A 22,982-nucleotide genomic window follows, 5' to 3' on the forward strand; every position below is an offset into this window, starting at 1 on the left:
TCCGTGGACCTGAACACCGTGCGCGAGGTCGTCCGGGCTCGTACGCGGGGCGATCTCTCGGTCATCGACGGCGGCACCGCCGTGGTGGCAGGTGGGACGTGGGTCTTCTCGGAACCGCAGGTGGGGGTGCACCGACTGGTCGATCTGACGGACCTCGGCTGGGAACCCGTCGTCGTCGGTGAGGGGCTGGAGATCGCCGCGACGTGCACCGTGGACACGCTGCGTCGGATGTCGTGGCCGCCGCGGTGGCCGGACCTCGAGTCGGTGGTGGCCCTCTGCTCCGACGCGTTGCTCGCGTCGTTCAAGGTGCAGCAGTTCGCCACGGTCGGTGGGAACATCGCCCTCGGACTTCCCGCGGGATCCATGACCTCGCTCTGTTCGGCGCTCGACGGCGTCGCGGTGATCTGGACCCCCGACGGTCACGAACGGCGCATGCCCGTCGCGGCGCTGGTCACCGGACCCCAGCGCACGTCGCTCGCACCGGGCGAGGTGATACGCAGCATCGAGATCGACGACGCCGTTCTGCGCTCCCGATTCGCCTGCCGCAGAATGTCCTTGGCACCTCGCGGGCGCTCCGGCGCCGTCGTGATCGGTCGCCGGGACGCCGACGGATCGTGCGTCCTCACCGTCACCGCATCGACGTGCCGCCCACACCAGCTGCGACTCGAGGCAGTGCCGCACGCCGAGGACGTGGCCGCGCTGCTGGACGCCGCGATACCCGCCGACCAGTGGTACGACGACGTGCACGGGGCGCCGGACTGGCGACGCCACGTGAGCGGCGTTCTGGCACAGCAGATCTGCGAGGAGCTGGCATGAGAGTGGGAGTCAACGGGGAGACCGTGGAGATGTCGCCGCGACCGGGCCAGTGCCTGCGCACGGCCCTGCGCGACATCGGACGGTTCGAGGTGAAAAAGGGGTGCGACGCGGGCGACTGCGGCGCGTGCTCGGTGCTGCTGGACGGTGCCGCCGTCCAGTCGTGCATCGTTCCGGCCTACCGCGCCGAAGGTCGGGAGGTCACCACGGTGGCCGGGCTGGGCACGCCGGACGACCTGCATCCGATGCAGCAGCGATTCGTCGACGCCGCCGGATTCCAGTGCGGCTTCTGCACGGCCGGCATGATCGTCACCGCCGCCGCCCTCACCGACGAGCAGACCGAGGATCTGGACACCTCGCTCAAGGGAAACCTGTGTCGCTGCACCGGGTATCGGGCGATCACCGACGCGGTCACGGGTGTGCGCACCATCGAGAAGTCCACCGAGGGACCGGCGTGCGGATGCTCCGTCGCCGCGCCGGCCAGCGCTCGCGTCGTCACGGGAACGGAGCCCTACACGCTCGACGTCGCGATGCCGGGTCTACTGCATCTGTCGGTGCTGGGGAGCCCCCACGCCCGTGCGCGCATCGTCTCGATCGACACGTCGGCCGCGCTGGCCGTCGAGGGCGTGGTCGCGGTGCTCACCCACGAGGACGCGCCGCCCGTCGCCTTCTCCACCGCACGCCACGAGTTACGGGACGACGATCCCGACGACACACTCGTTCTGGATCGCGAGCTCCGCTACGTCGGGCAGCGGGTGGCGGCCGTGATCGCCGAGTCGGTGGCCGCCGCGGAGGAGGGCAGACGGCGCCTCCTCGTCGAGTACGAGGTGCTGCCCGCCGTGCTGCATCCCGCGGACGCGCTCGCACCGGGAGCCCCGATCGTCCACGCCGGCAAGGGTCCCGAGGCCAGGATCGCGGACGTCGAGCGCAATGTCGTGGCCGAGGTGAGCGGTACGACCGGCGACGTCCAGGCGGGCCTGGCGGCCGCGGACGCCGTGGTGACCGGAACGTGGCGCACCGCCCGCGTGCAGCACACTCACCTCGAGACGCACGGTGCGATCGCCTGGTTCGCCGAGGACGGGCGCCTGACCGTCCGCACGAGCTCGCAGGTCCCGTTCCTCGTACGGGACGAGCTGTGTCACATCTTCGACCTCGATCCGGACACCGTGCGGGTGTTCACGACGCGGGTCGGTGGCGGGTTCGGCGCCAAACAGGAGATGCTCACCGAGGATCTCGTGACGCTCGCCGCTCTGACGGTGCGTCGACCGGTACAGCTCGAGTTCTCCCGTGCCGACCAGTTCACCGTCGCGCCCTGTCGGCATCCCATGGAGGTGTCGGTCACCGCAGCCGCCACGGCCGACGGCACGCTCACCGCGCTGACCCTCGACGTGCTGAGCGATGCCGGCGCCTACGGCAACCACAGTCCCGGTGTGCTGCACCATTCCACCGACTCGATCGCCCTCTACCGCTGCGCGGCCAAGCGCGTCGAGGCGAGAGCGGTGTACACGAACACGATTCCGTCCGGCGCGTTCCGCGGATACGGCGTCGGGCAGACCGGTTTCGCCGTCGAGTCGGCGCTCGACGAGTTGGCGCACCGATTGCACATCGATCCGATCGAGTTCCGGCGTCGCAACGTCGTCGTGCCGGGTGATCCGTTCGTCGCCGCGCACGTCCTCGACGGCGACCTCCTGTTCGGCAGTTACGGACTCGACCAGTGCCTAGATCTCGTGGACGAGGCACTCGCCGAGTCCGGATCGCCGGCGCCCGACGGATGGCAGGTGGGCGTCGGCGTGGCCATCGGCATGAATGCCACCGTGCCGCCGCGCGGCCACGTCTCCGACGCGTCGATCACCGCTCTGCCCGGAGCGCGCTACCTGGTGCGCGTCGGCACCGCCGAGTTCGGTAACGGCACCACGACGGTGCACGGTCAGATCGCGGCGTCGATCCTGAACACGACCGTCGACCGCATCGAGATCGCACAGTCGGACACCGACGTCACCTCCCACGACACGGGCGCCTTCGGGTCGGCGGGCACGGTGGTCGCCGGCAAGGCTGTCGCACTCGCCGCGGAGTCGTTGCGCGAAAGAATCATCGGTGCCGCATCGAGCCTGACCGGATCGCTGCCGGCGCAGGGCGTGCTCGGTCCGGAGGGCGTCACGGTGGACGGCGCACTGTGCTCCCTCGACGAGATCGTCGCGGCCCACGACGGACCGTTGGCGGCGGACGGGTACCACGGCGGATCGCCTCGCTCGGTGGTGTTCAACGTCCACGGGTTTCGGGTCGCGGTCGACCCCGGGAGCGGCCGCGTCGCGATCCTGGACTCCGTGCAGGCCGTCGACGCCGGCACGGTCATGAATCCGGTGCAGTGCCGTGGGCAAGTGGAAGGTGGTGTGGCGCAAGCGCTGGGCGCAGCGCTCTACGAGGAGATGCGGCTCGACGAGACGGGGCACGTGACCACAGCGTCGCTACGGAACTACCACATCCCGCAACTCGCCGACGTTCCGACGACCCGAGTGTTGTTCGCGGACACCTATGACGCGCTCGGGCCGCTGGGTGCCAAGTCGATGAGCGAGTCTCCGTACAACCCCGTCGCACCGGCGTTGGCCAATGCCGTCACGGACGCCGTCGGCGTACGGCCGCACGCACTGCCGATGTCGGCGGACCGCGTCTGGAGAATGCTGCAGCGCGATCAGGAGTCGTAGAAGGTCTGCAGAATGATGGTACTGCGGGTCTGCACGTTGGCAGTGGTCCGGATCTGCTGCAGGAGTCGCTCGAGATCCCGCGGTGACGCGACGCGGACCAGCAGCACATAGCTGTCCTCCCCCGCCACGGAATGGCACGCCTGCACCTCGGGCAGTGGCCGCAGACGCGCGGGCGCGTCGTCGGGCGCCGTCGGATCCAAGGGGGTGATGGCCACGAACGCCGACAGTGGCTGGCCGATGGCCTCCCGATCGACGCGCGCGGTGTATCCGAGGATCACCCCGGACGACTCGAGCCTGCGCACTCGTGACTGCACGGCCGAGACCGAGAGACCCGCCCGCTCCGCGAGGTGAGCGAGAGTCGCGCGGCCGTCGGTGATCAGTTCCTCCACCAGCACGCGATCGGTGGCGTCCAGATCGTCCGAGCGGACGGACTTGCCTCGTGCACCGGTCATGGGCGCTACCCTGCCACGTCCCGATCGGGGAGCGTCAGGCGAACAGTGGTGGCATGGCGAAGACCATGACCGTCGACCACGCGACGTGCGTCAGGATCGGCGCGAGAATGCCGCCGGACGCCCGGCGTTCGAGTCCCAGCACGAAACCGAGGGTGATGGCGGCGAAGCCGAGCATCGGGTTGCCCGTGGCCAGAGTGGCGATGGTGTAGACGATCGTCGAGATGACGACCGGCCGCTTCACGCCGATGGCCGAGAACAGAGCGCCGCGGAAGAAGATCTCCTCGGCGACCCCGTTGAACAACGTGATGAAGACGATGAGCGCGAGCGGTCCGACGCGCGCGTGATCGAGGACGTTGGCCGTGAAGTCCCGCAGCGGCGGGATCTCCCGCACGACGAGTGCGCCGAGGATGAACACGCCACCTGCGGCCAGACCGATCGCGATCGGCGTGATGATCGGTCGCCGCAGGGTCCCGCGGAAGTTGATGCGACCGAGGTGCAGTGGCCCGGACAGGAACCCGCCGACGATCCACACCAATGCCAGCGCGATGGTCAGCGTGTAGAACATGGGGTCGCCGGGCTCGGTCGACAGCGACACTCCCAGCAGCGTCGCGCCCACGACGAGCACGACCGCCACGATGATGCGCCGCCGTAGGAAGGCGCGATCGGTCTCGTGATGGTCGCGGTCGACCTTGTCCACCAGCGCGTTGCGCACGATGGATTCGGCCCTCATCTGCCAGGACACCATGAAGTACTCCTCCGGCTCGTCGAACCTGTCGGTCGTGTCGGAACTTGCGGTCTGTGAACGAGAGACCGACTAGAACTTCAGAAGAGACCGTACCCGGGACGAGACCGCGGCAACCACGTCCAGATTGGTCCGGACGACCGGAGCGACGGGCCACGAGTAGAGCACCGCGCCGATGCCGAGTGCCTCGGCGAGCTTCCACCCGTCCTCGCTCAGCAGTTCGGCGCCGCGGCGGCGAATGCTGCGGACGTCGCCGCCGGTCCACTCCGCGTCCGAGGACACCAGGCGCAGCGAGTCGGGCGTCGTGGCCAGGCCGCGGGTGGCGCTCGCGCCGAGCAGGCTTCGGCGCATGGCGTCGTCGACGTCGGTGAGACCGCCCTCGGGCTCGGGGACGAACTCCGAGATGCGGTTCTCCGAGGCGGTCATCGAGTTCACGAGAGACTGCACCAGGTCGTCGGCGAGCAGTCCCGGAACCGGGATCAGTCGGCCGATCACGAGAGCCGCGAGCTTGGTCGGGATGCCCGGGGTGGGCACACCCAAACGATGCAGCTCGGCGGCGCGGACGTAGGCGAAGACGAGGTCCTTGTACGGAAGGATCTCGGGGCCCGCGATGTCGTACGCGTCGGCGGGCACGTCGGGTGACGCGCACGCGAGGAGATAGTGCACGACGTCGTCGACGGCGATCGGCTGAACCGGCTTGCTCAACCAGCTCGGGAGCGGCAGCACAGGCAGCCGGTCCGCGAGGTACCGGATCATCTCGAAGGACGTCGATCCGGCGCCGATGACGATGGCGGCGCGCAGCCACACCACCTCGATGCCGTCGATGGTGAGCGCCTCGCCCACCTCGGCGCGGCTCGCGAGGTGCTCGGACAGCTTCTCGCCCTCGGGGACGAAGCCACCGAGGTAGACGATGCGGCGGACACCCGCGGCGCGTGCCGCCTCGGCGAAGTGCCGCGCGGACGCGAGGTCGGTGGCCCGGTAGCCGGATTCCCCGATGGCGTGCACCAGGTAGTACGCGACGTCGATGTCCTCCGCGGACAGCGCCTCGGCGCACGAGTCGGCGTCGGTCACATCGAGTCGCACCGCCCGCACGTCGTCGTGCCAGTCGAAGGCGGTCAGCCTCTCCGGCGTGCGCGAGCCCACGACGACGCTCTCGTCGGCCGACACGAGCGCGTCGACGAGGCGAGAACCGATGTAGCCGCTGGCCCCGGTCACGAAAGCAGTCATGTTCTCGACATTACGGGTGCGGTGCGCTCGCATACCGCCGCGTGAGGGGCGTCACCGTGCACACTGTGCTCATGGCCGACGTGGATCGACACCGAGCACCCGACAACGATCTGTCGGTGCGCACCGTCCGGCTGCCCGTACCGTCACTCGGCAACATGCTCGGACTCGCACGCGGCACCGTGCTCTGGTCGCTCGACACCGTCGCGTTCGTCGCCCAGCTGCCCCGGCGCATCGACGACCTGTTCGTGCGTGTCGACGAGGTGATCGCCGCCATCGAGCGCATCACCGACCAAGCTCAGACCGTCATCGGCAAGGTCTCGGCCACCACCGAGGACGCGCAGGGCGTCATCGTCGGGGCGGAGTCGGCCTCGTCCAAGGCGCTGGCGATGATCTCGGAGCTCGAACCGATCACCGAGCGCGCGATTCCGCTGGGCCGCACCTTCGTGGACAACTTCTCCGAGGCCGAGGTTCAGGCGGCCGTGAAGCTCGTGGACCAGCTGCCGGAGCTGGTGCAGCGGATGGAGGGCATCATGCCGATCCTCGCGACGCTCGACACGGTCTCCCCCGAGATCCACGAACTGCTCGAGGTGACCAAGGACGTGCGCAAGGCCGTCATCGGAATCCCGGGGTTCAAGTTCTTCCGCAATCGCGGCGAGGAACGCCTGCACGACTGATCGTCGCGCCGCCACACCTCGCGAGTACGTCCAGAGTGCTGTGATCCCGGCCTTCTCAGCGACGTTATCGACGTACTCGCGGCGGGGTGGGACCACGCACGGCGACCGTGTCGGTGGGTCCGTGCACTATGGAGAGGTGAAGAACCCCACCGCTCCGTCGCCCGAGGACGTGCTCACGCGGTTCACGGCTCCGACGCGGGCGTGGTTCGACGGCGCCTTCCCCGCGCCCACCGCCGCTCAGCTCGGTGCGTGGGACTCCATCTCGAGCGGCGCGCACACCCTCGTCGTCGCCCCGACCGGCTCCGGCAAGACCCTGTCCGCATTCCTGTGGGCGCTGGACAAGCTGGTGAGCCGTGATCCCGAGGACACGGCACCCGGCACCCGCGTGTTGTACGTCTCTCCGCTCAAGGCGCTCGCGGTGGACGTCGAGCGCAACCTCCGCGCACCGTTGGTCGGCATCACCCAGACGGCCAAGTTGCAGGGGGTCGCGCCGCCGGAGATCTCGGTGGGCGTGCGGTCCGGCGACACCAGCCCCGCCGATCGTCGTCTGATGCTCAAGACGCCGCCGGACATCCTCATCACGACACCCGAGTCGTTGTTCCTGATGCTGACGTCTGCAGCGCGAGAGTCACTCGAGCGCGTCGACACCGTCATCGTCGACGAGGTGCATGCCGTCGCCGGCACCAAGCGCGGCGCGCACCTGGCGCTGTCGCTGGAGCGTCTCGACGCGAGGTTGGACAAGCCCGCTCAGCGCATCGGTCTGTCCGCCACCGTCCGTCCGCACGAGGAGGTGGGACGCTTTCTCACCGGGTCCGCACCCATCAGCATCGTGTGCCCGCCGTCGCCGAAGACGTTCGACCTCTCGGTGCGCGTTCCGGTGGAGGACATGACGGAACTCGGCACCACCGAGCCGCAGGAGGGGTCGGCCTCCGCCGCTCCGCAGCAGGGGTCCATCTGGCCGCATGTCGAGGCGCAGATCGTCGACCTCGTCCTGGAGCACCGGTCGTCCATCGTCTTCGCCAATTCTCGACGGCTCTCGGAGCGACTCACCGCGCGGCTCAACGAGATCTATGCCGAACGCCTCGGTGACGGTGCCCCCGTCGATCACGCGCCGCCGTCCCAGATCGGCGCGTCCGGGGACGTCGTCCACGGCGCCGAGCCGCTGCTGGCCCGGGCGCACCACGGCAGCGTGAGCAAGGATCAGCGCGCGCTCATCGAGGACGATCTCAAGTCCGGCCGCCTCCGCTGCGTCGTGGCCACCAGCAGCCTCGAACTCGGGATCGACATGGGCGCAGTCGATCTGGTGGTGCAGGTCGAGGCGCCGCCATCCGTTGCCAGTGGTCTGCAGCGCGTCGGTCGCGCCGGCCACCAGGTCGGCGAGATCTCCCGCGGCGTGCTGTTCCCGAAGCACCGCACCGACCTGATCCACTGTGCTGTCACCGTGCAGCGCATGACAGACGGGCACATCGAGGCGCTGAAGGTGCCGGCCAATCCGCTCGACATCCTGGCCCAGCACACCGTGGCGGCGTGCGCGCTCGAACCCATCGACGCCGACGAGTGGTTCGACATGGTCAGGCGCACCGGCAATTTCGGGTCGCTCCCCCGGTCCGCCTACGAGTCCACGCTGGACCTGCTGTCGGGAAAGTACCCGTCCGACGAGTTCGCCGAGCTGCGGCCGCGTTTGGTCTGGGACCGCGACGGCGGGTCGCTCACCGGTCGCCCCGGCGCTCAGCGCCTTGCGGTCACCTCGGGCGGCGCCATTCCCGACCGCGGATTGTTCGGCGTCTTCATGGTCGGCGAGAAGGCCAGCCGCGTCGGCGAACTGGACGAGGAGATGGTCTACGAATCCCGCGTCGGCGACGTCTTCGCCCTCGGCGCCACCAGCTGGCGCATCGAGGAAATCACCCACGACCGTGTCCTGGTCAGCCCGGCCTACGGGCAGCCCGGCCGACTGCCGTTCTGGCACGGTGACGGACTCGGTCGCCCGGCCGAACTGGGCGAGGCACTGGGCGCGTTCCTGCGCGAGTCGTCGGACGACGACGCCCTGCGCGGCCGGCTGCAGGAGAGCGGGCTCGACGTCAACGCGGTGAACAACCTGTCCGCTCTGCTCACCGAGCAGCGCACGGCGACGGGCCACATGCCCACCGATCGCACGTTGGTCGTCGAACGGTTCCGCGACGAGCTGGGCGACTGGCGTCTGGTGCTGCACTCCCCGTACGGCCAGCAGGTGCACGCACCGTGGGCCCTGGCCATCGGCGCCCGCCTCATCGAGCGGTACGGCATCGACTCCCAACCGACGGCATCCGACGACGGCATCATCGTGCGCCTCCCGGACACCGACGACGAGCCGCCGGGCCCGGACCTGTTCGTCTTCGAGAAGGACGAGATCACCGACATCGTCACCGAGCAGGTCGGTGGCTCCGCCCTGTTCGCGTCGCGGTTCCGTGAATGTGCCGCGCGCGCACTGCTTCTGCCCCGCCGCAATCCGGGCAAGCGAGCGCCGCTCTGGCAGCAGCGTCAACGCGCCGCGCAGCTTCTCGACGTGGCCAAGAAGTACCCCACGTTCCCCATCCTGCTCGAGACGGTGCGCGAGTGCCTGCAGGACGTGTACGACCTGCCCGCACTCGAGGACCTGTGTGTGCGGATCGCGCGCCGCCAGATCCGCATCGTCGACGTCGAGACCGACTCCCCGTCACCGTTCGCCACCTCGCTGCTCTTCAGCTACGTCGGCCAGTTCATGTACGAGGGCGACTCACCGCTCGCCGAGCGTCGAGCTGCTGCACTGTCTCTCGACGCCTCGCTGCTGGCGGAGCTGCTCGGACGCGTCGAACTGCGCGACCTGCTCGACGGCGACGTCGTCACCGACACCGAGCTCGAACTGCAGCGCCTCGTCGACGACCGCAAGGCACGTGACGCGGAGGGCGTGGCCGATCTGCTGCGCCTGCTCGGCCCGCTCACGACGGCGGAGATAGAGGCACGCATCGAGTCGCCCGGCTCCGCAGCGCAGTGGGCGGGCGAGCTCACCGCGGCGCGCCGCGCCCTCGAGGTCTCGTTCGCCGGGTCGCAGTGGTGGGTCGCCATCGAGGACGCCAGCAGACTCCGTGATGCGCTGGGTGTCCCGTTGCCCATCGGCACCCCGGCGGCGTTCATCGAGCCGGTCGAGGATCCGCTCGGGGATCTCGTGAGCCGCTACGCGCGCACCCACGGTCCGTTCTCGGTCGCGGACGTCGCCGGCCGCTTCGGCATCGGGTCGGCGGTCGCCCGCGACGTGCTGCTACGCCTCGTCGCCCAGAAGCGGGTGGTGGAAGGTGAATTCCGGCCCGGCGGTTCGGGCAGTGAGTGGTGTGACGCCGAGGTGCTGCGCAGGCTCCGCCGGCGTTCGCTCGCCGCCGCACGCCAGGACGTCGAACCCGTGTCCACCGGCGTCCTCGGCCGCTTCCTTCCGCGCTGGCAGCACGTCGGTGGCACCCTGCGCGGACTCGACGGTGTGGCCACGGTCATCGACCAGCTCGCCGGCGTCCCCGCGCCCGCCTCGGCCTGGGAATCGCTGATCCTGCCCCAGCGCGTCCGGGACTACTCCCCCGCGATGCTCGACGAGTTGACCGCTACCGGCGAAGTCGTGTGGTCCGGCCACGGCGCGATCTCCTCGAAGGACGGGTGGATCTGCCTCCATCCCGCCGACGCCGCCCCGGTGACGCTGCCGCCCGCCAAGGACGACGAACTGACGGACCTGCAGCAGACCGTGCTGCAAGTGCTCTCGGGCGGCGGCGCGTACTTCTTCCGACAGCTGTCCGACACTGTCGGGCAACTGCATCAGACCGAGTCCGGCGCCCCGGCCGACGACACGACTCTGGTTGCGGCACTGTGGGATCTGGTGTGGACCGGGCACCTCACCAACGACACGTTCGCCCCGCTGCGAGCGCTGCTGCACGGCACCACCCGTTCGGCGCCGAGCCACCGCCCCGCGCGGCGCTCGCCGCGGGCGCGGTCCTACCAGCGGTTCGCGCGGCCCTCATTACCGACGCGCACGGGACCACCCTCCGCGGGTGGCCGGTGGGCCCTACTTCCGGAGGCCGAGTCGGACCCCACCATCCGGGCACATGCAACCTCGGACATCCTGCTCGAGCGCTACGGCGTCGTCACCCGAGGGTCCGTCATGAACGAGGGCGTCCCCGGCGGCTTCGGCGGGGTCTACAAAGTCCTGACCGGCTTCGAGGACAGCGGCCGCGCCCGACGCGGGTACTTCGTCGACTCGCTCGGCGGCGCCCAGTTCTCCACCTCGGACGTCGTCGACCGACTGCGAAGCGAGTCCGAACGGCCCGTCGGGGCGGTGGCCCTCGCCGCCACCGACCCCGCCAATCCGTACGGCGCGGCGCTGCCCTGGCCGAAGAGTCCCGTGGATGCAGCGTCGGGCCACCGCCCCGGGCGCAAGGCCGGCGCTCTCGTCGTCATGGTGGACGGCGAACTCGTGCTCTACGTCGAGCGCGGCGGCAAGACGGTGCTCACCTTCACCGAGGAGCGCGACGTGCTTGTCACCGCGGCGTCGGCTCTCGTGTCGTTGGTGACCACCAGGTCCGTCGACAAGCTGGTGATCGAACGCACCGACGGGAGCGACATTCACGGCTCCGTCTTCGCGACGATCCTCACCGAGGCGGGCTTTTCGGCGACGCCACGTGGCCTCCGGATCAGGGCCTGATCCATGCCCGAAGGCGACACCGTCTGGCGCACGGCCAACAGTCTGCGCGACGCACTCGACGGCAAGGTTCTCACCACATGTGATGTGCGCGTGCCGCGCTACGCCACGGTCGACTTCACCGGCGAGACAGTGGAATCGGTTCTGTCGGCGGGAAAGCACCTCGTCATCGAGGTCGGCGGCAAGGTCATCCACTCGCACCTGAAGATGGAGGGTGCGTGGCACGTCTATCAGCCGGACACACCGTGGCGGCGGCCCGCCTACCAAGCGCGCATCGTGCTCGGGACGACTGACCGGGTGGCGGTCGGATTCGAACTCGGTGTCGTCGAGATACTCGATACCGTCGAGGAGGCCGTGGGATACCTCGGTCCGGATCTGCTCGGGCCCCTGTGGGATCCGGCGGTGGCCCTCGCGAATCTGGAAGCGGAGCCCGACAGGCCGATCGGTCTGGCTCTGCTCGACCAACGCGTCATCGCCGGTCTGGGGAACGTCTACCGCAACGAGATCCTGTTCCTGCGCGGCGTCGATCCCCACACTCCCGTTGCCGAGGCGGGCAATCTGGCCAAGATGATCGATCTGTCACACCGGACGATCACGGCCAACAAGAACCGCAACGCGCGCACCTTCACCGGTGATCTCCGTGCGGGCCGGCACTTCTGGGTCTACGGCCGGGAGAACAAGCCGTGTCGTCGCTGCGGAACGCGCATTCGCGAGGGGCTTCTCGGGGACAACCCCCTCGAGGAGCGGCAGATCTACTGGTGCCCGAGGTGCCAACCCGCTCCGTGAACCGACTGTCCGGTCACGGCTCGTGGGACACCTCCGGTGCACCCAGCCGCGCCGAGGCGTCGAGCATCGTCTCGGTCCGATCCCGGTGCGAGGTGGCCGGTGTCGTGGTGTCCGGCCAGTCCTCGATCTCGGCCAACGCCCAGTCGCTCCACTCGACGATGTGCGAGAAATGTCCGACCATGAAGCGATTGGCGAGAGCCATCAGGTGCTGACGCTCGGGAAACGTCGCGACGGTGGTGTCTCGCAGCGTAACGGCGTGCCGCCCGAAGAGTCGGCGGGTGGCGTCGGCCTGCTCCCGCATCGTCCGTAGGTTGCCGCGCAGGTCCTCGATGGAACCCTGCTCGGCGAACAGCACCCGCATCATGCCCTCGAACTCGAGAGCCGACGGGCGAGACTTCTCCGCCAACCATGCCGTCAGGGCTGCGCGCCCCTCGTCGGTGATCGAGTAGACGGTGCGGGGACGCGCGCCCACCGCATCGGCCCTCGCTGTCACGAGCCCACGCTCGAGCAACTTCTTCGGCGCGTTGTAATGCTGCCGTCCCGCCCGAGGCCACAGTTCGCCGACACCACGACCGAACAGTTCCGAGATGTCGTACGCGGTGAGGTCCCGCGACACCAACATGCCGAGCACGACGTAGGACGTCGTGGTGAGGTCGCCCTGAGCCACCGGTTCCACCTCTGGATTTCTCCCCCGGTAGCGAGCCTACTTGCCGGTGTCCTCCGCCACCTCGTCGATGTCGTCGGCTGTGTCCTCGGGGCCGGAAGACGGCCCGGACTGCTGCGGGTACAGGGCTTTGGCCAGCGACCCGGCCAGCGCCGCCGCCGGCGCACTCCCGTCCGTCCCGGGCGCCATGTTCGCCCAGACCACCATGGTCATGTCGTTGACCGGGTCGTACCCCATGAAGGAGTTGTACCCGGGCATCTCGCCGATGTGGCCGAACATCGGTCCCATCTGCGCGAGCCCGTAGCCGTACCCGGCAGAGGACGGGTTGTCGGGGTCGGTCGGCTGCACACTGTCCATCCGCAACGTCTGGGTGTCCGCGTCGAGCAGGTCGCCCTTGACCAGCGCCCGGACCCACGTGGCCAGATCGTTCGCCGTCGAGATGCCCTGACCGGCCGAGCTCGTCCACGACGGGTTGTCGTTCGTGGTGTCCCTCGGCTGGACCGAGCCGGCGTCGATCGCAGCGATCCGGTCCGGTGACAGCGCTTCCTTGCCCTCCCCGAGCGTCTCGACGTTGCCGCTGTAGCTGTAGCCGCGGGTGAACGGCGCCGGAATGCTCGTGTCGGTGGTGGCGGGATACGACGTCCCCGCCAGCGCCAGCGGACCGAAGAGCCTGTCCTGGAAGATCTGAGCGATGGGCTTGCCGTCGAGCTTCTCGGCGATCAGTCCGAGCAGCACCGTGTTGGTGTTGGAGTAGCTGTAGCCCTCTCCCGGTGGGAAGTTCGGCGGGTTGCTCAGCCCCAGTGCGACAAGCTCCTCGGCGGTCCACACCCGGCCGGGATCGGTGTCGAGTGCCTCGTTGAGCTCCACGGTCTGGGTGTAGCTGTAGAGCCCACTGCGCATGTCGAGCAAGTGCCCGATCGTGATGGCATCGCCGTTCGGCACATCGGGTCGGAACGTGCTCACCGGATCGTCGACGGACAGCAACCCCTCCTGGACCATCTGCAGGATGACCGTGCCCGTCCACGTCTTCGTGTTCGACCCGATCCGCACCTTGGTGTCGAGCGTCGGGGCCTCCGACCGATCGGCCGCCACCGAACCCCAGGTCTTGACGTACTCACCGTCCGGCGTGGTGATCAGCACGACCATGCCGATCTCCCGCGACGTCGTGGCGACGTCCTCGACCATCGCGTCGAGAGCTGCGGGATCGAGTGGCAGGAGAGCCGATTCGGTCGCTGACGACGTGACCGGTGCCGGCGCCTCACCGCTGCCGGACGAGCAACCCGCGACGAAGATCAAGGCAGAGGCCGTCGCGATACCGACGGAACGGGAGACAGTGCGAACAGTCATGAGCGTGTGAACCTTCCGAGTCCCTGCTTGTCGAGGTATTCGACCGCGAACGAGGCGGGAGCACCGTTCACGATCTCGAACGTGACTCCTGTCGGTCCGACCGCGTTCTCGCCGGACGTCTCGAACCAGTAGGTGTCACCGTCGTAGTGGGTCAGGGGGTACGTCAGCCGGCCGTCTTTCCCGACGGTGAGCGTGAGCCGATCACCGTCCGCCGAGACCCGAGCCGGACCGTGGAACGGGCTGTCGAACGTTCCGACGTACTCGGTCGCGGGACGAGCAGGGGTCACCGAGGCCGGCGGTGTCGCGTAGTCGATCGGCGACGCCTCCTCCTCTGCGATCCCGTCGAAGATCCCGGCGATCAACGGTGCCCAGTCGACGGTCTGCCGACCGTTCCTCACCTGGTCCATGAACTGCGCGGCAACAGTTTCCGAGCCCCCGACCGGTGCCGAGTTGGACAGGACGACGATGCCCAGCTGTTCACTCGGCAACATGAACACGGTGGTGCTCGCCCCGAGGGCGAACGCTCCGGAATGCGACAGCTCGACGCGCCCCTTGTCGTCCGTGCCCACGTTGAATCCCAACCCGTAGAACGAGTCTCGCGCGCCCTCCGTCCCGGACGCGCCCGACAGGGAGTGCGAGGTGTGCGTGTACTGCAATGCGTCCGCGTCGACGATGCGACGACCCTCGAACTCTCCCCCGCCGAGTTCCATGCGGATCCACTTCGTCATGTCGTCGACGGACGAACTTGCTCCGCCGGCAGGTGACTGGTTGTCGGGCTCGCGGACGTACTTCGCTTCCCACTCGGTGGTCGAACCCTCGGCGAGCACGTGGTTCACCGCATGGTTGGGCGAGTTCGCCCAGTCCTCGAATCGTGACGAGGTGTCGGCCATGCCGAGGGGCTCGTAGATGCGACGACGAGACAGCTCGGGCCAGTCGGTGCCCTGCGCCTTGGCCGCGGCGTTGCCGGCGGCGGTGAACCCGAAGTTCGTGTACGCGTAGCTGTCCCGGAACGACGCCAGCGGGAGCTGGTCGAGGCGGCCCATGATGTCGTCGTAGTCGTAGCCGAAGTCCTCGAGCACGTCACCGGCGTGATCGGGCAGACCCGATCGGTGCGAGAGCAGATCGACGAACGTCGCGTGCTCGCTCACATACGGATCCGCCACCGCGAACTCCGGCTCGTACCGTCGGACGGGATCGGCCCAGTCGACCGCTCCGTCTCCGACCGAGGCAGCGATGACGCTCGACGCGACCGGCTTGGACACCGACGCGAGCTGGAACCGGGTGTGGGTGTCGACGGGCTCGTCGGTGCCGACCTTCCGGACTCCGAAACCCCGCGAGTACAGCACCTCGTCCTGGTACACGACGGCAGCCGCGACTCCCGGCGTCCCGGTCCGCGCCATCATCGCCTCGACGTACCCGTCGAGATCGCCGACGGCCGCGTCGACGTCCGCGCGGTCGATCTGGGCGGCAGGGACGGCCGGCGGGCTGTCCGCGAGTGGCTCCGGCGACGCCTCCTCCGAGCTGCATCCCGCTGCCACCAAGGCCAGCGTCAGTACCGTCGCAGCGATTCTCACGGCCATCTCGTCTTCCCCGTTCGACGTGCCGAGTCCCCGTCCCACGAACATGGGCTGGAGACCGATCGGTTCGAGACCCTACGCCGACTGTGTACTTTGCACCATGCAAGTTGCACCATCGACCACCGGACGGTCGTGTGTGCCGACAGCACTTCTCGGGTATGAGCCCCACACCGGACAAGAGGAATCGGCAGACGGAAGGAACCGACACGTGTCGAAGGACGAGTTCAGCAAGGGCGACAAGGTCGAGTGGAAGACGCACGGCACCACGACCGAAGGCGAGGTGGTCGAGAAGATCACCTCCGAGACCGAAGCCGGTGGGCGCACGGTCAAGGCGTCGAAGGACGACCCGCAGTACCGAGTGGAGAGTGACAAGTCCGGCAAGGACGCGGTGCACAAGCCCTCCGCGCTCGATCCGAAGGACTGACCCACTCACGCCTGCTCGTCGACGCCGGCTCTCCTCCGCTTCACCTGGTAGAGGTCGGCGTCGACGCGTGCGAGAACGCTTTCGTGCCGAACACCAGGTGGCTGGACGCCGTCGACGGACCGCATGCCGACACGATGCCAGGTTCGGCGGGAGTCGGAGAATCGGAGGCGACTACCGCGCGCTGTGCGCAGTGGCGAGACGTCGCACGGCCTCCCGCAGCTCGTCGTCGGTCGACGTCGCGAAGCAGACGCGCAACGCGGTACCGAGTTCGTCGCCACCGGCCGGATCGAAGGCGCGACCGGGAACGTACGCGACGCCGCGGTCCAGCGCTGCCGGCAGCAGCGCCGACGTGTCCGTGCCGTCGGTGAACTGCACCCACAGGAACATCCCGCCACGGGCCGCATCGACCTCGATCGCCGAACCGAGTTCGCTCCGCAGTGCTCCGACCAACACCTCCGCCCGTGCCGAGTAGACCGCACGCACGTCGTCCAGATGCTGTCGCAACCATGGCTCGTCGGCGATCAGGTCCGCCGCGACCAGCTGCGTCAACGACGACCCGCACAGATCGGCGCTCTGCTTGATCCGCTCCACGGCGTCGCACACCGGTCGGGCCGCAGTGAGCCACCCGACGCGCAACGACGGTGCGAGGATCTTGGACGCCGAGCCCAGACGGATCACCCGATCGGACGCGATGAGGCCCGGCGGGGGTGCGTCGAACCACACGTCGCCGTAGGGATCGTCGTCGACGACCCAGAAGCCGTACCGTTCCGCGAGGTCGACGAGGGCGCGGCGACGCCCGACCGACAGCACTCCCCCGCGAGGATTGTGGAAGTTGCTGACGGTGTGCACGGCGCGAGGGCGCACTCCTGACTCGAGCAGCCGCGCGAGGGCATCGGTGTCGGTGCCGTCCGCATCGACCGGGACCGACTCGATGCGGGCACCGACGGCCTGGAACGCTTGCAGCGCACCGGGATACACCGGTCGATCGACCACGACGACGTCGCCGGGATCGACCAGCACGGACGCGAGCAGGCTGAGCGCCTGCTGGGAGCCGTGCGTCACCACCACCGAGGTGGACGGCACCTCGTCCCGGACGAGCGCCGACTCCCGCGCCGCGATGACGTCTCGGAGCCGCCGCACCCCCGTGGTCTCCGCGTACTGCAGGGCCGCGGTGTCGCCGCTCAGTATTCGATGCGTGACCTCGCGAATGACGCTGTGCGGCATGACGTCCGACGAGGGCAGACCGCCCGCGAGGGACAGGATGTCAGGCCGCGCGGTCAGCGTGAGCAGGTCACGAATCGCCGATCCGGTGATCGCCGAGGCGCGGACGGACAGGGGTGGCAGAACAGAGGACGACATGGATTCTCCGAGCATCGTGGGACACGAGGCGTCGCGGCGCGCTCACCGGGGTGGGCTCGGAGTCGGTCGTGACGAGAACGGTGCCGCGGGTGGGGCACCGTTCTCGTAGCGTAGCGCGGTGACTCACACAGTGGAACCACTGTCTCACAGTGTGGGAACACGGTCGAGCGGGGGTGTCAGTCCAGATCGTCGTGGCGCATGAGCTGGCGCGCCGCCTCGGTGATCGACCCGGTGAGAGAGGGGTAGACCGAGAAGGTGGCGGCGAGATCGTTCACCGTCAGGTTGTTCTGCACAGCGATGGCGATGGGGAGAATCAGCTCGGACGCGGTGGGAGCGACGACCACTCCGCCGATGACCACACCCGTCGCGGGACGGCAGAAGATCTTGACGAAGCCGCGACGCAGGCCGGACATCTTGGCGCGGGGGTTCGTGTTCAGCGGCAGCATGACCGTGCGCGCGGGGACGTCCCCGTTGTCGATGGCGGACTGGCCGACACCCACCGTGGCGATCTCCGGTCGCGTGAACACGGCGGAGGCGACCGTCTTGAGCTTGATGGGGCTGACGCCCTCGCCCAGCGCGTGGTACATCGCGATGCGGCCCTGCATGGCGGCGACGGAGGCCAGTGGCAGCAGGCCCGTGCAGTCGCCCGCCGCGTAGATGCCGGGCACGCGGGTACGCGAGACCCGGTCCACGCGAAGGTAACCGCCGCGGTCGAGCTCGATGCCGACGCTCTCGAGGCCGAGGTTCTGCGTGTTCGGGACGGAGCCGACCGTCATCAGCGCATGCGAACCCTCGACGGTCTTGCCGTCGGACATCGTCACGACGATGCCGTCGGCGGTGCGGGTCACCGAGTCCGCGCGTGCGTTCTTGATCAACGTGACACCACGCTCGGACAGGACGTCCTCGAGCACGAGTGCCGCGTCGGCGTCCTCACCGGGAAGGACGCGGTCGCGACTGGACACGACGGTGACCTTGACGCCCATCTCGGTGTACGCGGAGACGAACTCGGCTCCGGTCACGCCGGACCCGACCACGATGAGGTGGGTGGGCAGGGAGTCGAGGTCGTAGAGCTGACGCCAGGTCAGAATGCGCTCACCGTCGGGCTCGGCACCGGGCAGAATGCGCGGGCTCGCACCGGTCGCGATGAGCACGACCTCGGCGTCGATCTCCTGGGTCGACCCGTCCGCCAGGGTGGCCTCCACCTGGTGGGCGGCCAGGCCGGGCTGCGTGTCCACCACCTTCGCCGTTCCCGACAGCACGGCCACGCCGACCGTCTGCAGACGGGCGCGGATATCGGAGGATTGAGCCTGCGCAAGGGATTTCACGCGGTTGTGGATCTGCGGCAGGTCGATGGTGGCCGAGGTCGGGTCGAGCTCGATACCGAGGTCGGACGCGCGACGCATGTCGGTGCGGATGCCGGTCGAGGCGATGAAGGTCTTGGACGGAACACAGTCCCAGAGGACGCAGGCGCCGCCCACTCCGTCGGAGTCGATGAGCGTCACCGTCCCGCCGTGCTGGGAGGCGACCAGAGCGGCCTCGTATCCGGCCGGTCCGCCTCCGATGATCACGATGCGGGTCATTCGTCCTCCGTTGCGGGTTTTCGGGAGAGTCCTGGCGAGTGAGGGTTGCTCACAGCATCAAACCTATTCCACGGGGTGCCGCGGCTGCACGTCAGGCCGAGCCCATATCGGTGGGCACCTCGATCCGCGCGAATCGGGTACGACGGTTTAGGCTGACCGCCGTGCCGATCTATGCCGCTTACGGCTCCAACATGCACCCCGAGCAGATGCTCGAGCGGTGCCCCCACTCCCCTGCGGCCGGAACCGGGTGGTTGCCGGGGTGGCGTCTGACCTTCGGCGGCGGCGACATCGGCTGGGAGGGCGCGCTCGCGACCGTCGTGGAGGACCCCGACTCGAAGGTGTTCGTCGTGCTCTACGACGTCTCACCGGAGGACGAGGAGAGCCTCGACCGGTGGGAGGGTTCCGAGCTCGGCATCCACCGCAAGATCCGCCTCCGCGTCGAGACGGACGACGAACCCGTCCTGGCGTGGCTCTACGTGCTCGACGCCTACGAGGGTGGGCTGCCCTCGGCGCGCTATCTCGGCGTCATGGCCGAGGCTGCGGAGATCGCCGGCGCCCCGGCCGACTACGTACGCGACCTGCGCACCCGCAACAGCCGCAACGTCGGCCCCGGGACCTCGTCGCTCTGATCCTCGGGCAGCTCTGATTCTCAGGCGACGGGGTCGTCTCCCAGTCCCAGCGCCAGTGCCGTCATCGTGCGGACACCGACGGCCAGCGCACGCTCGTCCAGGTCGAACGTCGGCTGATGGATGTCGAGCTGGGGTCCGACGCCCGACCACACGCCGAGACGCGCCATCGCGCCCGGCACGTGCTCGAGGTACCACGAGAAGTCCTCGCCGCCGCCGGACTGTGCGGTGTCGGCCAGTGCATCCGGGCCCAGCGAGCGGATGGCCGCCTCGAAGCGCCGGGTGGCGTGTTCGTCGTTGACCACCGGCGGCACGCCGCGGCGGTAGTGCACCTCGTACTTCACACCGGTGGGCGCGAGCACGCCGGCGACGATCTCCTGCACCAGCGGCTCGAGCAGTGCCCACGTCTCGTGGTCGCCCGTCCGGACCGTGCCCGTGAGCATCCCCTTCTGCGGGATGGCGTTCGGGGCCTGACCTGCGACGACTGCGCCCCACACCATGACGGTGCTGGTGCGCGGGTCGACGCGGCGGCTCAGCAGTCCCGGCAGACCGGTGATGACCGTGCCCAGCGCGTACACCAGGTCGGACGTCAGGTGCGGACGGGACGTGTGTCCGCCGGCCGAGTCCAACCGCAGTTCCACGGTGTCCGCCGCGGAGGTGATCGCGCCCACGCGGATGCCGACGCGTCCGACCTCGAGACGGGGATCGCAGTGCAGCGCGTAGATCTGCGACACGCTCTCCAGCGCGCCCGCGGCCACCATGTCGAGAGCGCCCCCGGGCATGACTTCCTCGGCGGGCTGGAAGATCAGCCGGACGCCGTGCGGCAGCGAGTCGAGTGAGGCCAGCGCCAGCCCGGTCGCCAGCAGAACCGTCGTGTGGGCGTCGTGTCCGCACGCATGGGACACGCCCGGGACCGTCGACGAGTACTCGGCGCCGGTGAACTCCGTCAGGGGCAGCGCGTCCATGTCGGCCCGGAGAGCGACGCGCGGACCGCCGGGGCCGATGTCGCAGATGACGCCGCTGCCACTGGGAAGCACCACCGGGGACAGTCCCGCGGCGGTGAGGGTCTCGGCGACGAACTTGGTCGTCTCGAATTCCTGCCTGGCCAGCTCGGGATGCATGTGGATCCGTCGACGCCAGGTCACGAGATCCGCCCCGTGTGCTGCGATCCAGGCGTCGGCCGGATTCATCGTCGTACCGTCCTCTCGTGTGTGCCCTCGACGAGTCGAGAGCGTTGCTGTGGGTCGGTGGCCGCCGCGACGGCCACCCGAGCGAGGGCGCGGGCCCCGTCGGCGACGGCGCGGTCGGCCGACTCGGTGATGCACGCCGTGGTGAAACCCGGCTGGTGAGTGACCGCGCCGCCGGAATCGAGACCGATCACCGGATGGATGCCCGGGATCCGCGCGGTGACGTTGCCCATGTCCGTGCTGCCGAACGGGCGCGAGGTCTCGAACTCCTCGGGAACCAGGGCGCGACCGAGAGTGGCTGCGACACGACGGTATTCGGCCACCAGCCAGGGATCGGGGGTGAGTTCGGTGTAGGTCGGGGACACGGTGACGATCTCGTGGGTGCACCCGGTGGCCACCGCACCGGCCTCGAAACATCCCCGCGCGCGGCGATCGAGATCGGCGAGTGCCTCGGCAGTGTCCGCGCGCAGGTAGTAGAACATCTCCGCCGATCCGGGGACGATGTTCGGGGCGGTGCCGGCGTGACCGACGATGCCGTGGATCTGCTGACCCGGACGCAGATGCTGGCGCAGCAGGCCGACACCGACCTGCGCGACGGTGACGGCGTCGCCCGCGTTGATGCCCCACTCGGGCGCCGCGGAGGCGTGCGCTTCACGCCCTGCGTATCGAACGGCGATGTCCGACAGCGCGAGTGAGCGCGCGGCGGCGATGTCGAGCGGACCGGGGTGCACCATCATCGCCAGCGAGACGTCGTCGAACACCCCGGCGTCGAGCATGAGGACCTTGCCGCCGCCGGACTCCTCGGCCGGGGTGCCGAGCACCCGGACGGTCAGCCCCAGCTCGTCGGCGACCGACGCGAGGGCCAGCCCCGCACCGACCGCCGACGCCGCGATGATGTTGTGTCCACAGGCGTGGCCGATCTCCGGCAGTGCGTCGTACTCGGCGCACACGGCGACCACCAGCTCGCCCGAACCGTAGGTCGCGTCGAATGCCGTCGGCAGGCCCGCGACGCCCCGCCGCACCTCGAATCCGCCACCTGCGAGCAGATCGGCCGTCGCCGCCGACGCGAAGTGCTCCTCGAAGGCCAGTTCCGGACGCGCGTGTACGGCGTGCGACAGGGCGACGAGATCGCCGGTCGCGGCGTCGAGAACGGAATCGAGGGTCGAGGACACGGGACTCAGTGTGTCACTGCCCCAGTGAGAAGGTGCTCTCCGCCGTGGGGACGGACAGCGCGGCGAGGGTGCGCACGTGGATGCTGTCCTTGATGGACGTGAGGTTGGCGCCGCGGGTGGACACCCGTTCGGCCGCCTGCGCCACCGCGGTGGTCAGCAGCTCGTCCTCGCCGGCGACGGCCTGCACGATGCCGAACTCGAGAGCGTCCGCGCCGCCGTAGCGACGGCCGGTGGTCATCGCGTCGATCATGGTCCGACTCGGCAGGCGCTCGGCCAGCAGCGTCGACATGCCCTCGGTGAACGGCATGCCGAGGTTCACCTCGGGAAGGCAGAAGAAGCCCCGGTCCGCGCGCATGACGGACGTGTCGTGGCACAGGGCGAGCATCGCGCCGGCGCCGAAGGCATGGCCCTGTACGGCGGCGACCGTGGCCATCGGGAAGCGCAGCAGCCGGGTGTAGACGGTGTGCACCAGGTCGAGGTACTCCGGAATGGAGTCCGCGTGGCTGAACAGGTAGTCGGTGTCCAGGCCGTTCGAGTAGAACTTGCCGCCGCCGACGGTCACCAACGCGGCCGGACCCTCCGACGCCTCGGCCTCGTCGAGGAGCGTGTGCACCTGCTCGATCCACTCCGGGTGGAAGCGGTTCTCCGGGTTGACGCCGTCGGCGTGGGCGAGGCTGAGGACGAAGACGTCTCCGTGGCGATCGAGTGAAGGCATGGACGGATGGTACTCGTCGGTAACCAGACCCCGATCGACGCCGGCGACGCTCGGTTGCGCGGGACCGATTTCCGGAGGACCGTGCAGTCATGGCTCTCGCGGCGATCCTCCAGCTCGGTGTGATCGTGCTGCTCGCGGCCCTCTCCGCGATGCTGTTGTTCGTCGGCGCGTTCGGATCGGGCGCCGTGATCGCCTCGGCCGCGTCGGTGTGGTTCTGGCGTCTCTACCGAGCCCACACCTGA

The 22,982-nt window shown here is 69.1% G+C and carries 19 protein-coding genes; 8 read left to right on the forward strand and 11 right to left on the reverse strand.

Going from position 1 to position 22,982, the window contains the following annotated elements:
* Positions 1-3 precede the first annotated feature (3 nt).
* Complete coding sequence (locus OHB23_RS16825; RefSeq protein ID WP_328809945.1) at positions 4-816, forward strand: FAD binding domain-containing protein; 813 nt, start codon at positions 4-6, stop codon at positions 814-816.
* Positions 813-3,515, forward strand: a complete 2,703-nt coding sequence (locus OHB23_RS16830; protein ID WP_328809946.1) for a molybdopterin-dependent oxidoreductase — start codon at positions 813-815, stop codon at positions 3,513-3,515. Before OHB23_RS16825 ends, OHB23_RS16830 begins: the two co-directional genes overlap by 4 nt.
* On the opposite strand, the gene OHB23_RS16835 is transcribed toward OHB23_RS16830, so the two are convergent.
* The 3 genes from OHB23_RS16835 to OHB23_RS16845 all read right to left on the reverse strand — a co-directional run bounded on the left by OHB23_RS16835 (position 3,503) and on the right by OHB23_RS16845 (position 5,936).
* Complete coding sequence (locus tag OHB23_RS16835) at positions 3,503-3,967, reverse strand: Lrp/AsnC family transcriptional regulator (RefSeq protein ID WP_027503691.1); 465 nt, start codon at positions 3,965-3,967, stop codon at positions 3,503-3,505. The two genes, OHB23_RS16830 and OHB23_RS16835, sit on opposite strands and share 13 nt — an antisense overlap.
* 34 nt (positions 3,968-4,001) lie before the next feature.
* A complete protein-coding gene (locus OHB23_RS16840) occupies positions 4,002-4,712 on the reverse strand; it encodes a CPBP family intramembrane glutamic endopeptidase (protein WP_056447710.1) in 711 nt (236 codons plus the stop codon).
* Positions 4,713-4,781: 69 nt separating this feature from the next.
* Complete coding sequence (locus tag OHB23_RS16845) at positions 4,782-5,936, reverse strand: NAD(P)H-binding protein (protein ID WP_056447708.1); 1,155 nt, start codon at positions 5,934-5,936, stop codon at positions 4,782-4,784.
* Positions 5,937-6,007: 71 nt separating this feature from the next.
* On the opposite strand from OHB23_RS16845, the gene OHB23_RS16850 reads away from it, so the two are divergent.
* From OHB23_RS16850 to OHB23_RS16860, 3 genes are all read left to right on the forward strand, one after another.
* Complete coding sequence (locus OHB23_RS16850; protein WP_082042889.1) at positions 6,008-6,610, forward strand: hypothetical protein; 603 nt, start codon at positions 6,008-6,010, stop codon at positions 6,608-6,610.
* A 136-nt stretch (positions 6,611-6,746) separates the two neighbouring features.
* The gene (locus OHB23_RS16855) at positions 6,747-11,306 is read left to right on the forward strand and encodes an ATP-dependent helicase (RefSeq protein ID WP_328809947.1); all 4,560 of its coding nucleotides are present in this window, start codon (positions 6,747-6,749) and stop codon (positions 11,304-11,306) included.
* A gap of 3 nt (positions 11,307-11,309) precedes the next feature.
* The gene (locus tag OHB23_RS16860) at positions 11,310-12,089 is read left to right on the forward strand and encodes a DNA-formamidopyrimidine glycosylase family protein (RefSeq protein ID WP_328809948.1); all 780 of its coding nucleotides are present in this window, start codon (positions 11,310-11,312) and stop codon (positions 12,087-12,089) included.
* Positions 12,090-12,102: 13 nt separating this feature from the next.
* Here the strand turns inward: OHB23_RS16860 and OHB23_RS16865 are convergent, their stop codons facing one another.
* Genes OHB23_RS16865 through OHB23_RS16875 form a run of 3 tightly spaced genes read right to left on the reverse strand, consistent with a single transcriptional unit; the run spans position 12,103 to position 15,674 of the window.
* Entirely contained in the window at positions 12,103-12,756 is a 654-nt protein-coding gene (locus OHB23_RS16865; protein WP_328809949.1) for a PadR family transcriptional regulator, read from the reverse strand.
* A gap of 36 nt (positions 12,757-12,792) precedes the next feature.
* On the reverse strand, positions 12,793-14,100 hold the full coding sequence (locus OHB23_RS16870; protein WP_328809950.1) for a serine hydrolase domain-containing protein: 1,308 nt from the start codon (positions 14,098-14,100) through the stop codon (positions 12,793-12,795).
* Positions 14,097-15,674 (reverse strand): serine hydrolase, encoded by a 1,578-nt coding sequence (locus OHB23_RS16875; RefSeq protein ID WP_328809951.1) that lies wholly within the window; start codon positions 15,672-15,674, stop codon positions 14,097-14,099. The genes OHB23_RS16870 and OHB23_RS16875 overlap by 4 nt, the downstream gene beginning before the upstream one ends.
* Before the next feature lie 211 nt (positions 15,675-15,885).
* Here OHB23_RS16875 and OHB23_RS16880 point away from each other — a divergent pair, with 211 nt between their 5' ends.
* Positions 15,886-16,101, forward strand: coding sequence for a DUF2945 domain-containing protein (locus tag OHB23_RS16880; protein WP_027503699.1), 216 nt, complete (start codon positions 15,886-15,888; stop codon positions 16,099-16,101).
* A 171-nt stretch (positions 16,102-16,272) separates the two neighbouring features.
* Here the strand turns inward: OHB23_RS16880 and OHB23_RS16885 are convergent, their stop codons facing one another.
* The gene (locus tag OHB23_RS16885) at positions 16,273-17,460 is read right to left on the reverse strand and encodes an aminotransferase-like domain-containing protein (RefSeq protein ID WP_328809952.1); all 1,188 of its coding nucleotides are present in this window, start codon (positions 17,458-17,460) and stop codon (positions 16,273-16,275) included.
* Positions 17,461-17,636: 176 nt separating this feature from the next.
* A complete protein-coding gene (locus OHB23_RS16890) occupies positions 17,637-19,040 on the reverse strand; it encodes an NAD(P)H-quinone dehydrogenase (protein WP_328809953.1) in 1,404 nt (467 codons plus the stop codon).
* A 161-nt stretch (positions 19,041-19,201) separates the two neighbouring features.
* Here OHB23_RS16890 and OHB23_RS16895 point away from each other — a divergent pair, with 161 nt between their 5' ends.
* Positions 19,202-19,669: a gamma-glutamylcyclotransferase gene (locus OHB23_RS16895; protein WP_027503702.1), complete on the forward strand. Its 468-nt coding sequence runs from the start codon at positions 19,202-19,204 to the stop codon at positions 19,667-19,669.
* Between the two features lie 20 nt (positions 19,670-19,689).
* On the opposite strand, the gene OHB23_RS16900 is transcribed toward OHB23_RS16895, so the two are convergent.
* From OHB23_RS16900 to OHB23_RS16910, 3 genes are read right to left on the reverse strand one after another with little or no spacing between them, the layout of a single operon-like run.
* Positions 19,690-20,856: a M20 family metallopeptidase gene (locus OHB23_RS16900; protein WP_222647911.1), complete on the reverse strand. Its 1,167-nt coding sequence runs from the start codon at positions 20,854-20,856 to the stop codon at positions 19,690-19,692.
* Positions 20,853-22,025, reverse strand: a complete 1,173-nt coding sequence (locus OHB23_RS16905; protein WP_328809954.1) for a M20 family metallopeptidase — start codon at positions 22,023-22,025, stop codon at positions 20,853-20,855. Before OHB23_RS16905 ends, OHB23_RS16900 begins: the two co-directional genes overlap by 4 nt.
* Before the next feature lie 13 nt (positions 22,026-22,038).
* On the reverse strand, positions 22,039-22,740 hold the full coding sequence (locus OHB23_RS16910) for an enoyl-CoA hydratase/isomerase family protein (protein WP_027503705.1): 702 nt from the start codon (positions 22,738-22,740) through the stop codon (positions 22,039-22,041).
* A gap of 89 nt (positions 22,741-22,829) precedes the next feature.
* Between OHB23_RS16910 and OHB23_RS16915 the strand changes: the two genes are divergently transcribed.
* Positions 22,830-22,982 carry a hypothetical protein gene (locus OHB23_RS16915; protein WP_197027699.1) on the forward strand — a complete coding sequence of 51 codons (153 nt, stop codon included), beginning with the start codon at positions 22,830-22,832 and terminating at the stop codon, positions 22,980-22,982.

This window comes from Rhodococcus sp. NBC_00294 (assembly GCF_036163995.1).
Classification (GTDB): domain Bacteria; phylum Actinomycetota; class Actinomycetes; order Mycobacteriales; family Mycobacteriaceae; genus Rhodococcoides.

Bases quoted from the DNA above. Each gene is read 5' to 3' on its own strand.
- OHB23_RS16830 (WP_328809946.1), top strand. From the start codon at position 813: ATGAGAGTGGGAGTCAACGGGGAGACCGTGGAGATGTCGCCGCGACCG.
- OHB23_RS16835 (WP_027503691.1), bottom strand. From the start codon at position 3,967: ATGACCGGTGCACGAGGCAAGTCCGTCCGCTCGGACGATCTGGACGCC.
- OHB23_RS16840 (WP_056447710.1), bottom strand. From the start codon at position 4,712: ATGGTGTCCTGGCAGATGAGGGCCGAATCCATCGTGCGCAACGCGCTG.
- OHB23_RS16845 (WP_056447708.1), bottom strand. From the start codon at position 5,936: ATGACTGCTTTCGTGACCGGGGCCAGCGGCTACATCGGTTCTCGCCTC.
- OHB23_RS16850 (WP_082042889.1), top strand. From the start codon at position 6,008: ATGGCCGACGTGGATCGACACCGAGCACCCGACAACGATCTGTCGGTG.
- OHB23_RS16860 (WP_328809948.1), top strand. From the start codon at position 11,310: ATGCCCGAAGGCGACACCGTCTGGCGCACGGCCAACAGTCTGCGCGAC.
- OHB23_RS16870 (WP_328809950.1), bottom strand. From the start codon at position 14,100: ATGACTGTTCGCACTGTCTCCCGTTCCGTCGGTATCGCGACGGCCTCT.
- OHB23_RS16885 (WP_328809952.1), bottom strand. From the start codon at position 17,460: ATGTCGTCCTCTGTTCTGCCACCCCTGTCCGTCCGCGCCTCGGCGATC.
- OHB23_RS16890 (WP_328809953.1), bottom strand. From the start codon at position 19,040: ATGACCCGCATCGTGATCATCGGAGGCGGACCGGCCGGATACGAGGCC.
- OHB23_RS16900 (WP_222647911.1), bottom strand. From the start codon at position 20,856: ATGAATCCGGCCGACGCCTGGATCGCAGCACACGGGGCGGATCTCGTG.
- OHB23_RS16910 (WP_027503705.1), bottom strand. From the start codon at position 22,740: ATGCCTTCACTCGATCGCCACGGAGACGTCTTCGTCCTCAGCCTCGCC.
- OHB23_RS16915 (WP_197027699.1), top strand. From the start codon at position 22,830: ATGGCTCTCGCGGCGATCCTCCAGCTCGGTGTGATCGTGCTGCTCGCG.